14 protein-coding genes, 1 riboswitch and 1 other annotated feature are annotated in these 14,408 nt (G+C 52.3%); of the genes, 8 read left to right on the forward strand and 6 right to left on the reverse strand.

Annotation, left to right across the window (positions count from 1 at the left end):
* Window positions 1-114: 114 nt before the first annotated feature.
* On the reverse strand, window positions 115-387 hold the full coding sequence (gene rcnR / locus DB847_RS10240; protein ID WP_108650587.1) for a Ni(II)/Co(II)-binding transcriptional repressor RcnR: 273 nt from the start codon (window positions 385-387) through the stop codon (window positions 115-117).
* Window positions 388-520: 133 nt separating this feature from the next.
* Here rcnR and DB847_RS10245 point away from each other — a divergent pair, with 133 nt between their 5' ends.
* The gene (locus DB847_RS10245) at window positions 521-1,603 is read left to right on the forward strand and encodes a nickel/cobalt efflux protein RcnA (RefSeq protein ID WP_108650588.1); all 1,083 of its coding nucleotides are present in this window, start codon (window positions 521-523) and stop codon (window positions 1,601-1,603) included.
* 288 nt (window positions 1,604-1,891) lie between these two features.
* Here the strand turns inward: DB847_RS10245 and DB847_RS10250 are convergent, their stop codons facing one another.
* Both DB847_RS10250 and DB847_RS10255 read right to left on the reverse strand, forming a co-directional pair.
* A complete protein-coding gene (locus tag DB847_RS10250; RefSeq protein ID WP_108650589.1) occupies window positions 1,892-2,755 on the reverse strand; it encodes a DUF3943 domain-containing protein in 864 nt (287 codons plus the stop codon).
* Window positions 2,756-3,223: 468 nt separating this feature from the next.
* Window positions 3,224-4,021, reverse strand: coding sequence for a substrate-binding periplasmic protein (locus tag DB847_RS10255; protein ID WP_108650590.1), 798 nt, complete (start codon window positions 4,019-4,021; stop codon window positions 3,224-3,226).
* A gap of 264 nt (window positions 4,022-4,285) precedes the next feature.
* A riboswitch (purine riboswitch) is annotated at window positions 4,286-4,385 on the forward strand.
* Window positions 4,386-4,409: 24 nt separating this feature from the next.
* Here DB847_RS10255 and add point away from each other — a divergent pair.
* Window positions 4,410-5,402, forward strand: coding sequence for an adenosine deaminase (gene add, locus DB847_RS10260; RefSeq protein WP_108650591.1), 993 nt, complete (start codon window positions 4,410-4,412; stop codon window positions 5,400-5,402).
* Between the two features lie 80 nt (window positions 5,403-5,482).
* On the opposite strand, the gene DB847_RS10265 is transcribed toward add, so the two are convergent.
* The 3 genes from DB847_RS10265 to argC all read right to left on the reverse strand — a co-directional run bounded on the left by DB847_RS10265 (window position 5,483) and on the right by argC (window position 7,826).
* Entirely contained in the window at window positions 5,483-5,872 is a 390-nt protein-coding gene (locus DB847_RS10265; protein WP_108650592.1) for a GNAT family N-acetyltransferase, read from the reverse strand.
* 161 nt (window positions 5,873-6,033) lie between these two features.
* Window positions 6,034-6,813 (reverse strand): acetylglutamate kinase, encoded by a 780-nt coding sequence (gene argB / locus DB847_RS10270; RefSeq protein WP_108650593.1) that lies wholly within the window; start codon window positions 6,811-6,813, stop codon window positions 6,034-6,036.
* An 8-nt stretch (window positions 6,814-6,821) separates the two neighbouring features.
* On the reverse strand, window positions 6,822-7,826 hold the full coding sequence (gene argC, locus DB847_RS10275) for an N-acetyl-gamma-glutamyl-phosphate reductase (RefSeq protein ID WP_108650594.1): 1,005 nt from the start codon (window positions 7,824-7,826) through the stop codon (window positions 6,822-6,824).
* Between the two features lie 244 nt (window positions 7,827-8,070).
* On the opposite strand from argC, the gene argE reads away from it, so the two are divergent.
* From argE to hisH, 6 genes are all read left to right on the forward strand, one after another.
* Entirely contained in the window at window positions 8,071-9,207 is a 1,137-nt protein-coding gene (argE, locus tag DB847_RS10280; RefSeq protein WP_108650595.1) for an acetylornithine deacetylase, read from the forward strand.
* Between the two features lie 121 nt (window positions 9,208-9,328).
* Window positions 9,329-9,462: a sequence feature (His leader region), on the forward strand.
* 19 nt (window positions 9,463-9,481) lie between these two features.
* A complete protein-coding gene (gene hisG / locus DB847_RS10285) occupies window positions 9,482-10,381 on the forward strand; it encodes an ATP phosphoribosyltransferase (RefSeq protein WP_108650596.1) in 900 nt (299 codons plus the stop codon).
* Between the two features lie 5 nt (window positions 10,382-10,386).
* Window positions 10,387-11,694 (forward strand): histidinol dehydrogenase, encoded by a 1,308-nt coding sequence (gene hisD / locus DB847_RS10290; RefSeq protein WP_108650597.1) that lies wholly within the window; start codon window positions 10,387-10,389, stop codon window positions 11,692-11,694.
* The gene (gene hisC, locus DB847_RS10295) at window positions 11,684-12,745 is read left to right on the forward strand and encodes a histidinol-phosphate transaminase (RefSeq protein ID WP_108650598.1); all 1,062 of its coding nucleotides are present in this window, start codon (window positions 11,684-11,686) and stop codon (window positions 12,743-12,745) included. The genes hisD and hisC overlap by 11 nt, the downstream gene beginning before the upstream one ends.
* The gene (gene hisB, locus DB847_RS10300; protein ID WP_108650599.1) at window positions 12,738-13,877 is read left to right on the forward strand and encodes a bifunctional histidinol-phosphatase/imidazoleglycerol-phosphate dehydratase HisB; all 1,140 of its coding nucleotides are present in this window, start codon (window positions 12,738-12,740) and stop codon (window positions 13,875-13,877) included. The genes hisC and hisB overlap by 8 nt, the downstream gene beginning before the upstream one ends.
* Window positions 13,804-14,403 carry an imidazole glycerol phosphate synthase subunit HisH gene (gene hisH / locus DB847_RS10305; protein ID WP_108650600.1) on the forward strand — a complete coding sequence of 200 codons (600 nt, stop codon included), beginning with the start codon at window positions 13,804-13,806 and terminating at the stop codon, window positions 14,401-14,403. The genes hisB and hisH overlap by 74 nt, the downstream gene beginning before the upstream one ends.
* Window positions 14,404-14,408: the final 5 nt, after the last annotated feature.

Genomic DNA, 14,408 nt, shown 5'->3' on the forward strand with positions numbered 1-14,408 from the left:
TTCTCAGGGCGGTTTAAGCCGCCCAAGCTGATCCCCTGCCTAGGTTCACGATAAGAGCTTATCAAGTGAGGCTAGGTCTATCGCTAATAAATGAGAGCAATGGCGGCTCCAGGTTTATTTGATGTAAGAATCTAACACCTTCAATATTACGTCCAGATCCGACTCTCTTTTTGTGAGATCTTTTTCCAGTACTATATGTTCAACTAAATGTCCCTTGATGACCTCTCGCATGAGTCCATTCACTGCGCCACGAATGGCTGCGATTTGTTGAAGCACTTCCTGGCATTTATGCTCCTGTTCAAGCATCTTCTTAAGACCATTGACCTGGCCTTGTAACTTACTAACGCGAGCTGTGAGTTTCTTTTGATCACGGGTGGTATGGGACATGACATGCCTCACTCATAATTAGGAGCACTGATTCTAGCTGATAATCTAGCACCGAAATCATACTGGGGGGTAGTATAATATACTCGGGGGGAGTATAGTTTCTCTCAATGTAAAACAAAACCAGGTCATTAAGATGAATTTTTCAACCCTACTGCTTCAGGGGAATGGATGGCTTTTTATCCCCAGCGCTATTTTGTTAGGCGCACTGCATGGGCTGGAGCCTGGGCACTCCAAAACTATGATGGCTGCTTTTATCGTGGCAATTAAAGGAAGTGTTCGGCAGGCTGTCATGTTGGGTTTAGCTGCAACTCTCTCTCATACCGCTATTGTCTGGCTAATCGCGGTAGGCGGGATGTATATCAGTCAAAAATTTACGGCACAAGCGGCAGAGCCGTGGATGCTACTTGTCTCTGGGATCATCATTGTTTCTACAGGATTTTGGATGTTATGGAGAACCTGGAGTGATGCAAGGGCGTGGCGTAAAGCGGCGAGCCAAAGCCATGACAGGACTGAGCAGCTCGTTGACACGGGACATGGCCTTATCTCTCTGGCGATAGTCGAAGAGGGGCTACATAGTCGATTTCAGTTAAGAGTATTGAAGGGGAAGCCTTTAAAACCTGCAGAGGTGAAGCTCAAACTTTATCAGCCTGAGAGTGAGCAGGCCGTAGACTATTATTTTGTTGAGCGAAATGGCTACCTGGAGTCTGCATCCTGCGTTGTAAAAGCACCAAAGTTATCAACCAGACTGGTGATAGGGCATCATGATCATACGCATGATTTCGATGTTCATTTTCACGAGCATGGTCATCCGGCTGAGTCTGTGGGCAAGCAAGAGTATCAGGATGCCCATGAGCGTGCCCATGCCTTAGATATTCAAAAGCGTTTTACCAACCGGCAGGTCACTAATGGGCAAATATTGCTGTTTGGCCTGACCGGAGGGTTAATTCCTTGTCCTGCTGCGGTGACAGTCTTGTTGATTTGCCTTCAACTTAAGGCTCTGAGCCTGGGAGCGACCCTGGTGGTTTCCTTCAGTGTTGGTTTGGCATTAACTCTGGTATCTGTTGGAGTGATTGCTGCCGTCGGGATGCAAAAGGCGACCCGTAAATGGAATGGGCTAAACGAGGTGGCACGCAAAGCGCCGTATCTTTCAGGTCTTCTCATCAGTGTTGTCGGTTTATATATGGGGCTTCATGGGCTAAGTCTCCTGTTTAGCTGAAACTAGATCTTCAGCTGATGCTACGCTGCTCAATGGATTGGTGAAGTCGTCAGGGAGCACCTGGATGGGATAGGAGTTGAGAGATCTTAACTTCCTTTGGAATAGCTAAACTCTCATCATGTTTGGGAGAGAGCCTAAGGCTAGCCAGGTTTTTTCGGTGACATTAGGCTTGTATCATGGCCATCGGAGGTATGATGTCTATCCAGCCTACAGTGCTTCAAAAGCCAGTCGATTCGCTTTGCTGGATGCAGGTATTCATCGACAACCAAACTCGATTGTGAAGATAGGCTAAAACCGCATCACCAGGTTCACTTCCCAGTATTGTTCACGCTGACCGGTACGGGAGTGAATCGGGGTGCGATGATGAAGTTGGAGTGAGCCTGCGCGAAATATCTCACGACCAAATAAACTGTTCAACCCGGCTGCGATACTATCCACCGGATCGAGCATAAAGAGGGCCATGCTGCCCAGTGTCTGTGAGCTCATCACGGTTCCGCCGCGCTGGCGGATCTCACGCTCTTTATAAAAAGCCCATTCGCCATAGAGGCTCCCCGCGACCGGGGTAACAATCAGATCCTGGATGGATGGCTCTTCGGTGAAGGCCTCGACTCCATATTCCCAATAGAAGGTGGACATCAGTGTGGTATAGACGAAGGAGTCCCATTCGTCGTAGCCGGATTTTCGCGCTACCTGGTAATATACACCGCCGAAATAGGTGTGGCCGATGTAGTTCACGGCTAGATGATCATCATCCCACACAGGTCCCCTCGACACATTGTCCCACCAGTTCTCAAGGGGATTACCCTCATCAATATTCCACTCAAAATTATTTGAGGGTGACACTATATCCAGTAAAGTGGGCAGTGCGATACCAAGACCGAAAATCAGTTTGGTTTGGGACCATAAACGCTCCTTGTCTTCACTCTTTTTCGGGTTGAACAGGGTGATTTGAAACTGGCTCTGTTTAGCCGTTGGCTTATCAGCATTCTGTAGTGCATCTATGGTACTAACCGATGCTCTTCCCGGAGCATTTCCGAGCGGTTCCGTGGTGGTTTGCTGAGGCTTATTGCTGGTTTGGTGAGCCGGCTCTGCTCCCCCGGCAGTAGGGAGCAGAAGCAATATGGCCAATAGATGGGGGAGTGCCTTTAACATCCGAATCTATCCACACGGATCCCTGTGAGGTAATCGCTCTTTTGTCCTTATTAAAAGTGTAGATCCACATTTATAGGCTGACTTGCGATCGGTGCTGCAAGTGTAACCCTGAGCTGAAGGGGCGATTAGAGAATTTTCCGGATAATAGGTGCACTCTCGTAAGAGCCGCTTCGATTTTGAACACTGACACGCAAGTCACATCCATGTTGCCCTGCTGCATCGATTATCGTCCCTGATAATCTTTTCCAGTTCAGCCTCCCAGCTTCTCGCTCCGCTCTTGCTGCAGAAGGTCAGCTTAGCAAAGCCAGAAATTCTTTATCTCAGGCTGAAGTGATGACCCGGGTTAGTCCGAAAGTGTGCGGGTTGCTCAGATAAGCGATGCGCAGCAAAGATATCAGGGGGACCGTATAAAGAGAAAGGCAACAGTGATATCACTGTTGCCTTCAGAATATTATTAAAAGTTAAAAACTATTTCAGGAACTTATCTTTCATCTGCTGGAGTTCACCAGATTCTTCCAGTCTCATGATCCCTTTATCGACATCTGCTTTGAGGGGATCGGCAAGCTTGGACTTCTTAGAGATCAGCATATAGAAATCGCTCTTCTTAGCCCCGGGAATGCTGGCATAGGTCATGCCATCAGTGATCAGCTTTTCACCGGTTTTGGCAAAGCCAAGCAACACTTCAATTCTTGCCAGTACCACTTCACAGCGCCCTGTCTCAAGCTTCTTCAAGACCGCATTGAAATCTTTGGTATTGGTATTGATATCCTTGCTCTCAATCCCAAAGTCTTTGTAGTTATAGCCTCTGAGTCCACACACCTTATAGTTGACCAACTCTTTAGCAGAGCTCACCTTGAGTCCCTGGGGATATTTGGCCTTCATATAGATATAGGATGGGGTCAGAGAATAGAAAGGCTTTGAGAAGTAGGCGTAGCCAGCCCGCTCATCATTGTATGATGCATTGAGCACCATGTCGTATTTACCTTTTTCCAGATCGGAGAGGCAGCGCTTCCAGGGGGCAAGCTTCACGGTAAACTTGGCTCCGACTTTGCCCAGGATATCTGAAATGACATCCACCGAGTACCCGACGACATCCTTGGTTTTATTGCCATTATCACGTTGATAATAGATAAAGGGTGGCCATTCTGCGCCATCGTCACAAATTTTTACGGTTTTACCCTGCAGGGCATCAGCATGCGCCCGTGGCAGACTCAGCAGCAGGACAGTCAAGGTAAAAGACAGTAGGTACAACATCCTGTTCTTCATCGCTTCTTCCTCAAGCAAGTAAACTATTCAAAGAATAGCCTAGTTTTTGCCCGATCACCGAGCGCGGGACGAACAGCTATACAGCATCATAGGGTTTAACTGAACGGCTAACTCTTTGCTGATAGGGGATGTGATGAAATTTTGCTTTTATAAGGAGCAGCTTCACCAAAGCTGCTCCGGTTTTATTCAAGTTTTCTACTCGGCGTGGTAACCATACGCTTTGGCGGTGTGCTCCCTTTGCTTTTTCCGCCCGTTTACTGTTAGACTTGACCGCACAATTTGCTTCGTATAATCCCAATAATATGGTTTGGGAGTTTCTACCAAGAGCCTTAAATTCTTGATTATGAAGTCTGTAACTTTATGTTTTCTATAGTAAAGGTAGAGACTCATGGACTATTTAAACCTTCCCAAGATCGATCTTCATTGTCACCTCGACGGCAGCGTCCGCCCACAGACTATTATCGATCTTTCACATGAGCAAAATCTTCCCCTTCCCTGCAGCACGGTTGAAGAGATCCAAAGCCTGCTGGTTGCCCCACAAACCTGCCAGGATCTGGATGAGTATCTCAAGCGCTTTGAGCTTCCATTGAGTGTGATGCAAACCAAAGCTGGCATAGAGCGGATCTCTTATGAGCTCTTCGAGGATGCGGCAAGGGAGAATGTGAAATACATGGAGGTGCGTTTTGCTCCTCTGCTGCATACCCAAAATGGCCTGACTCCTCAGGAGATCATTGAGAGTGTGGTGCAGGGGATGAAGCGCGCTGAAAAAAGCTATGACATTCGTGGAAACTATATCCTGTCTATCATGCGCACCATGCCTAAAGACAGGATCCATGAGGTGTTAGATTGTGGCGCCCGATATCTGGGAGATGGGGTCGTCGCCTTTGATCTGGCGGGGAGTGAACAGCCTGGTTTTTGTCAGGAGTTTATCCCCTATGCTCAGTATGCCCTCGATAAAGGCTATCGGGTGACCATTCATGCCGGAGAGCAGGGGAGTGGTCAGAATGTAGAGGATGCGATCAAGATGCTTCAGGCGGAGCGGATTGGTCACGGCATAGGTATCAAGGGGCACGACAGTGCCTATCAATTGGTTAAACGCAAGGCGGTTGCCTTGGAGACCTGTCCAACCAGTAATGTTCAGACCAAGGCGGTCGATTCCCTGGCGAACCATCCGGTCAAGGCATTCCATAAAGACGGGGTGCAGATCACCATCAATACCGATAACCGGACTGTATCGAACACCACAATGACAGATGAAGTGCGTAAAGTGGTTGAAGAGTTTGACTTAAGCCGCGAAGAGTACTTCGAGATCTATCGCTGTAGTGTCGAGCAATCCTTTGCTTCTGATGCGATCAAGCAGCAACTGCTGCGCTTAAATTAGGCGAGTTATTGCTGAACGGGACTGAGTTGTAGTCCCGTTCTCATCTCAATTTTTAACCCGCATCCTGCGCCCTGACGCAATCAATCAAATCGTATCCTCAAAGCCGTCTCATCACAGCAATCACGGCGAGGGCAGTGTTGGCAGTCTTTATCTATTTTTTTGGGGTAATCACTCTTACTGACCCGCTCAAATCCGAGTTTTTCAAAAAATCCCGGAGCTCGGGTGAGTACCAGTACCTCCTCAACGTCCAGCTGCTGTGCTTTGCTAAGCAGATGCTTGATCAGCGCCGTTCCATGTCCCTCTCCATGCCACTTTGGATTAATTCCCAGGGAGCGGATCTCTGCCAGCCTGGCATGATACAGGTGCAGTGAGGCGCAGCCTGTCAGTTGATGGTCGCACGTAGTGCTGACAACAAAATTGTCCAGAGTCTGGAAAATATCCAGGCGGCTACGGGGCAGGTTTTCCCCCATTTTCACCCAGTGGCGGATAATCGCGGCAATGCTTTCAAGATCGGAGGCAATGGCAGTGCGAATCGAGAGCCTGCTATGGTTCGCCTGGGGGATTCCCCCTGAGTTGTGTTAATTGGTAAGGATGCAGTCTGCATGATGGAGGGCTCCGGTGAACATAAGGATCAGGTGGTTGAAACCAGGGTCCCGAAGGAGCCAGGGTTTATCGGGTGGTTGGAGAAGGGGTGCCGCCAGCTGCCAATTCTGACAGGCTGTCTCAGATCGCGAGCGGCTCTGAGTGCGGCTTTGACCTTGATGGCCATACCATCATGGATAGCTCCGCTTTCAATCAGCTCAAGGCTGTGCTCTTTACTGAGGTGGGCTATGGTGTTGCCCCCGGGGCCGAGAACACCAGAGGGCTCTGACAAAAACCACAGCTCGGCATTTATCATTCTTGCTATGGCAACCGCTGCATCGTCGGCATTGATATTCATCGGCTCCCCCTGAGCATTGATGCCGATGGAGCTGATGATGGGGAGTATTTGCCGGTTCAGTAGATAGTGAAGAAGGCTTGGGTCGGCACCGCAAGCCTGACCCACCTGACCGAGCTCTTTGGCCAGTGGGGTGATGTTACATAATCCGGCATCACTCAGGGTCAGGCCTACTGTTGGGAGCTGCTGCCTGATCGCCTGTGCCATTAAGCTTTTGTTTGCTACACCGGCCAGCGCACCGATCACCACCGGCAGATGCTCTTTGGGGGTGATCCTCAGCCCGGATTTTTTCTCTGTATTCAGGCCAAACTGTTTGAGCCAGTCATCGATCAGGGGGCCTGCCCCGTGGACCAGCACGATGGCACGGCTACGGCGCTGTTTGAGTATGCTTAGTTCTTTGAAGAAGGCTTCAAGGGATTCTTGTGAATCGAGCAGGGCGCCCCCTATTTTGATCACTAAAGGTTTAAGCTGCATAGTTCCTCCTAATTGAGAGCGGTTAATGGGTGGTGCCCCATATGCATGTTTATGCATTGAACAGCCTGACTTGCAGCCCCTTTGAGAAGGTTATCCAGCGCCGATATAACAATCAGGTAATCCCCGTCGAGCTGCCATCCGATATCACAGAACGGGCTATTTACCACATCCTGCAAACGCGGGATCCCCTGATGAAGCAGGCGGACCGCCCCCGGGGATGCATAGGCATGCTCAAACAGCTGATCGACTCTGGCCTGGCCGACTCCGGCTTGAAGGCGGCAGGTGATGGTGGCCAGGATCCCCCTTGGGAAGTTGCCAAGTTGCGGAGTAAATATGAGATCTCTTCCTAGCTGGCTTGTCATTTCAGGCAGGTGACGATGACAAAACAGCTGGTAAGGTTGCAGGCTGACCTCATTGAGGTGGGTGGTCAGTGAGGCTTTGCGTCCCGCACCCGAGGTGCCGCTGGTGGCATTAGCCACAGGGAGAAAAGTCGGATCCAGGCAGTCGCTATCGATGAGGGGTTTGAGTGCCAGCTGAATAGCGGTGGGGTAACAACCGGGAGTGGCAATGAGCCTGGCCTTTTTCAGGGAGTCACCGGTCCACTCCCCTAAGCCATAGACCGCGTGCTCCAGCCACTGTGGATGTTGATGCTCAAACCCATAGTATTTTGGGTAAAAACTGCTGGATTTCACCCGATAGGCACCGGAGAGGTCAACCACCAAATTGCAGTAGCGAAGAAACTCCGGGACCAGGGCATGACTGACGGGATGATCGGTTGCCAGCAGCACGATATCTGCAAAGCGCGCGGCCTCTTCAACCGAGTGCAGGGGGAGCAGCGGCTGATCACACAAACCACACAGCTGGCCATGCAATTTGCTGATCGGCTGATTTGCATTTGGGCTTTGCTCTGAAACATAGAGCCCGGTGAGCTTGAGGTGAGGATGGCGCATCACCAGCCGGGTCAATTCGGCGCCGGTATAGCCACTGGCACCGACAATAATGGTGTTTAACATACTGAGTCTCTGGGTTAGGTTTGGGGAGCTGCAGGGCAGCAAGTTGTGGGTGTCAGGCACCCTGAATCATCAGGAGGATCGTCGTCGAAGCTGGACTGAGGGGGAGGCTTTGTACGCCATTAAATTGAATCCTTTCATCAAAATTGCTGAGACTTGCTCAGGTAAACAATGGTTTTATATGCAATATATTTGCATTACTATGTTTAGCTGTTGGGTGAGATGATGTCAACCAGGAAGTTAAAAAATGTTCATTCCGGATCTATTAACCTGTTACCGAGATCTTATTGCGCAATCCACCATTAGTTCGGATGATCTTCGCCTGGATCAACCAAACCTGTCCCTCATCTCCCGTCTTGCCTGCTGGTTTGAAACTCTGGGCTTCAGGGTAGAGATCAGCGAGGTGGCACCGGGAAAATATAACCTGCTGGCCTCCAAAGGTTCAGGTGAGGGAGGTCTGCTGCTCTCGGGGCATACGGACACTGTACCCTGTGATGAGAGCCGCTGGAGCAGCGATCCCCTGAAGCTCACGGAGCGTGATGGCAGGCTTTATGGTCTGGGCGCCGCGGATATGAAGGGTTTTTTTGCCTTCATCCTGGATGCGGTGCAGTCGATGGAGTGGGGAGATCAGCGAAAGCCCCTGTATGTGCTTGCGACCTGTGATGAGGAGACCAGCATGTTGGGGGCGCGGCACTTTAGTGGACACTCTTCTCTCAGGCCCGATTGCTGTGTGATTGGCGAGCCAACCTCTCTTCGGCCTGTCCGTGCCCATAAAGGGCATCTATCCCAGAGAGTTCGGATCACCGGGCGTTCAGGGCACTCCAGTGATCCCGCAAGGGGTATCAATGCACTGGAGATTATGCATAGGGTGATGGGAGATCTTCTGAGCCTCCGGCAGAAATTGTCAACCGACTATCATCACAGCGGATTTGAGATCCCCCATCCGACGCTGAACCTGGGTTCTGTCCATGGCGGGGATAGCCCGAACCGGATCTGTGGCTGCTGTGAGCTTAGCTTTGATATTCGTCCTTTGCCGGGCCTGAGTCTGGATGGACTGGATAATCTGCTACAGGAGAGCCTCTCTGGGCTAAAAGAGCGCTGGGGCAAGGCTTTGAGTATTGAGTCTTTGCATCCACCAATCCCGGGTTATGAATGCTCAGAGCAAGCTCCCGTGGTTGGGATCGCAGAAAAAATAACTGGGAGCCGCGCCACCTGTGTGAACTATTGCACCGAAGCTCCATTTTTACAGCAACTGGCTCCGACAGTGGTGCTTGGGCCAGGTTCGATTGCTCAGGCCCATCAGGCGGACGAGTATCTGGCACTGGATATGATTCGTCCAACCCGGCAGATCCTGCAAAGATTATTCCGTCATTTCTGCTTTTAAAAAATCGATAAAATTAACGCTTGCATTGCAAATTTGTTTTACGGTAGGTTGAAAAAAGAGCGGGGAGTGGTTCCCAGTGGCTCTCAAGGAACAAAATGACTTACATGAATTTGACCATCAATCAGCACCATCACCATCCTGACTAGTCTTTCAGGAGGAGTGATTTCGACTGGAAGGCTGATAGGCGCTTCCAGTGGTCAATAAGAGTCAGACTTTAAAACCCCCGGAAGCGCAAGCCTCCGGGGGTTTTTTAGTTTTATTACAGGGATTTCTAATGACAGAGCAAACCAGAGTTCGTATTGCCCTACAAAAAAAGGGGCGCCTGAGTGACCAAAGCCAGCGATTACTGAAAGCGTGTGGTGTCGAAGTCGCCATTCAGCAGCAGCAACTGATCGCCCATGCCCAGAATATGCCCCTTGATCTACTGCTGGTGCGTAATGATGACATCCCGGGCCTGGTGATGGATGGGGTTGTCGATCTGGGGATCATCGGGGAAAACACCCTGGAGGAGTGTGGCCTGGAGCGGCGTGCCTTGGGACAGGCCTGTGAGTATCAGGTGCTGCGCAGGCTTAATTTTGGTGACTGCCGGCTTTCCTTTGCCATCGATAAAGATAGCGATTATGAGGGGCCCCAATCCCTGCAGGGAAAACGAATTGCAACGACCTACCCCAGATTGGTGGAGCGTTATCTGGGGGAGCGGGGGATCGGCTATCAAACCTGTATGCTCAATGGCTCGGTCGAGGTCGCACCCCGTGCCGGGTTGGCGGATGTGATCTGCGATCTGGTCTCCAGCGGTGCGACTCTGGAAGCCAATGGATTGCGGGAGGTGGATACTATTTTTCGCTCTCAGGCCGTGCTGGTTCAGGCGAACAGCTGCCTGTCACAGGAGAAGCAGGATTGGGTGGAACGTTTGCTGATGCGGGTTCAGGGAGTGATCCAGGCCCAGGAGTCAAAATATATCATGCTGCACGCTCCCCGGGAGCGTTTGGATCAGATTCGAGATCTGCTTCCGGGAGCCGAGGCACCCACCCTGATCCCCTTGGCCAATGATCCCAGTCGGGTTGCCGTCCACCTGGTGAGTAGCGAGGAGCTTTTTTGGGGAACCATGGAGCAGCTCAAGGAGTTGGGTGCCAGTTCAATTTTGGTGCTGCCGATCGAAAAGATGATGGAGTAGCGCCGATGAAAACCGTTATCTGGAGTGAACTCAGTGAGTCCGAGCGTTGTACCCTGCTGGAGCGTCCGGCACAGCGCCAGGATGATTCGATTAAATCAACCGTTACAGAGGTGATCCGCCAGGTTCAGAGCCGGGGAGATCAGGCCCTAAGGGAGCTGACCCAAAGGTATGATGGAGTGATATTGGATCAGATCCGCCTTGGACGAATACAGCAGGAGCAGGCTGCCCGGGGGTTGAGTAGTGCCTGTAAAAAAGCGCTGCGTCAGGCCTATCGCAACATCTTTAGCTTTCACCAGGCTCAGCAACCCTCTGAGGTTTCGGTTCAGACTCAGCCCGGGGTGTTGTGCGAGCAGGTGATCCGTGCCTATCAATCCGTAGGTCTTTACATTCCGGGGGGCTCCGCCCCTTTACCATCGACGGTTTTGATGCTGGGGATCCCGGCTCAGCAGGCGGGATGTGAGCGGGTAGTGCTCTGTTCGCCCCCTCCCATCTCAGATGAGATCCTCTATGCGGCCAGCCTGTGTGGAATCGATGAGATCTACTGTATCGGCGGCGCACAAGCGGTGGCGGCGATGGCTTATGGCACCGAGAGTATTCTGCCGGTCGACAAGATCTTCGGGCCGGGTAACAGCTATGTGACCCAGGCCAAGCGTCAGGTGAGTGAGGATCTTAAGGGGGCGGCAATCGATATGCCTGCCGGTCCCTCTGAAGTGCTGATCATTGCCGATGACAAGGCCCGTGCTGATTTTGTTGCGGCCGATCTCCTGAGTCAGGCGGAGCATGGACCCGACTCCCAGGTGGTGCTGGTTTCAACTTCGGACGGGCTTCTCGTAAAGGTACAGCGGGAGATCCAACGCCAGCGCGCCCAGCTATCCCGGGATCCGATCACGGCTCAGGCCCTGGATGCCAGCCTGATGATCCAGGCTCAGTCTCTGGATCAGTGTTGTGATATTGCCAACCGTTATGCGCCCGAGCACCTGATGATCCAGACCCGCTCTGCGCGCAGCCTGCTCAGGGCGATCAAGTATGCAGGCTCGGTATTTCTCGGGGACTGGTCACCCGAATCTGCCGGTGACTACGCCTCCGGCACCAACCATGTGTTGCCGACCTATGGCTATGCCAGGCGCTGCTCCAGCCTGGGTTTGGCCGATTATTATCGACGGATAACGGTGCAGGAGCTCACCCCCCAGGGGCTTTTGCAACTGGCGGAGACGATTACCGAGATCGCTGGCGCAGAGAAACTGGATGCCCACCAGGCGGCGGTAACGGTTCGGGTCGAGGCACTGGAGAAGGAGTTGTGTGATGTCAGTTAGAAAGTTATTACGCCCGGGTCTGAGGGATTTTAAGCCCTATCAATCGGCGCGGCGGATCGGAGGGGATGGTGAGCTGTGGCTTAATGCGAATGAGTCCCCATTTAATCCCATCGGCGATGCTAGCGAGCTGAGTTTAAACCGCTATCCCGAGCCTCAACCCGAGGGGCTTCTCCAGGATTACGCAGACTATGCCGGTGTGACACCTTCCCAGCTCATCTGCTGCCGTGGAGCGGATGAGGGAATTGAACTTTTGATCCGAAGTTTCTGTGTACCCGGCAGTGACTCCATTCTCTATTGTCCTCCGACCTATGGCATGTATCAGGTAAGCGGAGCCCTCAATGGGGTCTCCTGCAAAGAGGTACCTTTGACTGCCGATGGCCAGCTGGATCTCAAAGAGATTGAGGCGCAGCTTCCCGGGGTCAAGCTCCTGTTCCTGTGTCGTCCCAATAATCCAACCGGAAACTGTTTTCGTGAGCAGGATATTCGTAAAGTCCTGGAGCTATGTACCGGTCGGGCACTGGTGGTGCTAGATGAGGCCTATATCGAGTTTTGTCCTGAAAAGACCCTCTGCTGCTGGCTCAAGGAATATCCGGAGCTGGTCATCCTGAGGACTCTCTCCAAGGCATTTTCCCTGGCGGGGATCCGTTGTGGCTTTGTCCTGGGATCGCCTGAACTCATCTCTATCCTTAAGTCGGTGATCGCACCTTATCCGGTGCCGACTCCGGTCTGTGAGCTGGCACGCCGGGCCCTGTCTGAAAAAGCCGTGGCACGGATGCGTGAACAGGTGAAGCTCCTCTGTGGGCTGCGTGATGCTCTTTTCGGGGCTCTCTCTACCTTGCCGGATCTTAAGGCGTTTCCAAGTGAGGCAAATTTTGTGCTGCTAGAGTCACCCCGGGCCAGTTGCTTGTTTGAATTTTTAAGCCGTCAGGGGATTATCGTGCGTAAGATGGCCCATCCAGGGCAACTGCGTCTTTCGGTGGGGAGTCAGGCTGAATGTGAGCAATTGATCAGCGCTATTTCACAGTGGAGCCAGGAGCCAAGCTATGTCTAAACAGAAATTTCTATTCATTGATCGTGACGGCACCCTGATCCAGGAACCACCGGAGGATTTTCAGGTCGACAGGCTGGATAAGCTAAAGCTTGAGTCCGGGGTGATCCCCGCGCTGCTCGCGCTGATTCGTGCGGGCTATAAACTGGTGTTGATCTCCAATCAGGATGGCCTGGGAACGGCGAGCTTTCCTCAGGCCTCCTTCGATGGATCTCAGCAGATGATGCTGGATATTTTTCGTTCCCAGGGGGTTGAGTTTGAGGATGTCCTCATCTGTCCGCACTTTGAGGAGGATAACTGTGCCTGTCGTAAGCCCAGGCTTGGCCTGGTGGCTGATTATCTGCGCCGGGGGATAATCGACTTTGAGCGCTCACTGGTGATTGGTGATCGCCAAAGCGATATGCAGCTTGCCGAGAACATGGCGCTGCGTGGGATCCGATATCGACCCGATAGCATGGGTTGGTCCGAAATAAGCCGCTTGCTTACCACGACGCCAAGACGCGCACAGATTAGCCGTAACACCCGGGAAACCCGGATTCAGGGGAGGGTGGATCTCGATGAGCGAGGCTCACAGATTAAAACCGGCATCGGTTTTTTTGATCACATGCTTGAGCAGATATCGACCCATGCCGGGCTGAGTCTTGAGCTTGAGGCCGAGGGAGATTTGCAGGTTGATGAGCACCACAGTGTCGAAGATTGTGCCTTGGTCCTGGGGGCCCTTCTGAAAAAAGCATTGGGTGATAAGCGGGGGATCGCCCGTTTCGCTTTCCAGCTGCCGATGGATGAGGTGGCCGCAACTTGTCTGCTGGATCTTTCGGGGCGGCCCTATTTTCAATTTGAGGGGAGTTTTACCCAGCCCCGGGTAGGAGAGCTCTCCTGTGAAATGGTGCCGCATTTTTTCCGCTCCCTGGCCGATAGCCTGGGTTGTACCCTGCACCTTAGTTGTACGGCTGGCAATACCCATCATCAGGTGGAGAGCCTGTTCAAGGTGTTCGGCCGGACGCTGGGCCAGGCGGTGCGGATCACGGGTGACGGCTTGCCTAGCTCTAAGGGGTTCTGTAATGGGGAGCTCACAAGATGTGGTGATTATCGATACCGGATGCGCCAACCTGACTTCGTTGCGTTGTGCGATTGAGCGCCAGGGGTATGCCCCGGAGATTAGTTGCGATCCGCAGCGGATCCTGCAGGCGGATAAGCTGTTTCTACCCGGGGTCGGCAGTGCGGCTCATGCGATGAAGAACCTCAGGGAGCGTGGCCTGGTTCAGGTGCTCCGGGATATCCGTCAGCCTCTTCTCGGGATCTGCCTTGGGATGCAGCTTTTGGGGCGTAGCTCGGCCGAGGGGGAGAGTGAGTGCCTAGGGATCTGTGAGCTGACGAGTCGCTCTTTGGATACTCAGGGGGCGCCTTTGCCACACATGGGGTGGAACCGGGTCAAGTCCCGTGAGGCTCATCCCCTTTTCAAAGGGATAGGGAGTGCTGAGTATCTCTATTTCGTGCACAGCTATGGGATGGAGCCCGGTGCGGAAACGGTCGCGACCAGCTGCTACGGCACAGCCTTTAGTGCGGCAATCCAGTGTGGAAATTTTTACGGGGTGCAGTTTCACCCGGAGCGCTCAGGTCCTGTCGGAGCGCGTTTGATCAACAACTTTCTGAAGCTATAGGAGAC

This window comes from Dongshaea marina (assembly GCF_003072645.1).
In the GTDB taxonomy this organism is placed as follows: Bacteria; Pseudomonadota; Gammaproteobacteria; order Enterobacterales; family Aeromonadaceae; genus Dongshaea; species Dongshaea marina.